This window comes from Veillonella sp. 3_1_44 (assembly GCF_000163715.1).
In the GTDB taxonomy this organism is placed as follows: Bacteria; Bacillota; Negativicutes; order Veillonellales; family Veillonellaceae; genus Veillonella; species Veillonella parvula_A.
Window position 1 is genome coordinate 1 of sequence record NZ_GG770213.1, and the last position, 646, is coordinate 646.

Here is a 646-nt window from a genome sequence, read left to right on the forward strand (position 1 = left end):
AAATGGCAAAAGAAAAATTTGAACGTACGAAACCGCATGTTAACATCGGTACAATCGGTCACGTTGACCATGGTAAAACTACTTTGACTGCTGCAATCACTAAAGTATTGGCTGAAAAAGGTCAAGCTGACTTCCAAGATTACAGCATGATCGATAAAGCTCCAGAAGAACGTGAACGCGGTATCACAATCAACACTGCACACGTTGAGTATGAAACTGCTAACCGTCACTATGCACACGTTGACTGCCCAGGCCATGCTGACTATGTTAAAAACATGATTACTGGTGCGGCTCAAATGGACGGCGCTATCTTGGTTGTATCCGCAGCTGACGGCCCTATGCCTCAAACTCGCGAACACATCTTGTTGGCTCGCCAAGTTGGTGTTCCTGCAATCGTAGTATTCTTGAACAAAGCTGACATGGTTGACGATGAAGAATTGATCGAATTGGTAGAAATGGAAGTTCGTGAACTTCTTTCTTCCTACGAATTCCCTGGCGACGAAGTACCTATCGTTGTAGGTTCCGCATTGAAAGCTTTGGAAGGCGACGCTCAATATGTAGCTAAAATTGACGAATTGATGGATGCTGTAGACTCCTACATCCCAACACCAGTTCGTGACACTGATAAACCTTTCTTGATGCCTGT

Annotated in this window: 1 protein-coding gene; it reads left to right on the plus strand. The window is 44.6% G+C overall.

What is annotated here, in order from left to right; genetic code table 11:
• Positions 1 to 2 precede the first annotated feature (2 nt).
• Positions 3 to 646: GTP-binding protein (locus HMPREF0873_RS09785; RefSeq protein ID WP_008715902.1), on the plus strand; the 644-nt coding region annotated here is incomplete at its 3' end.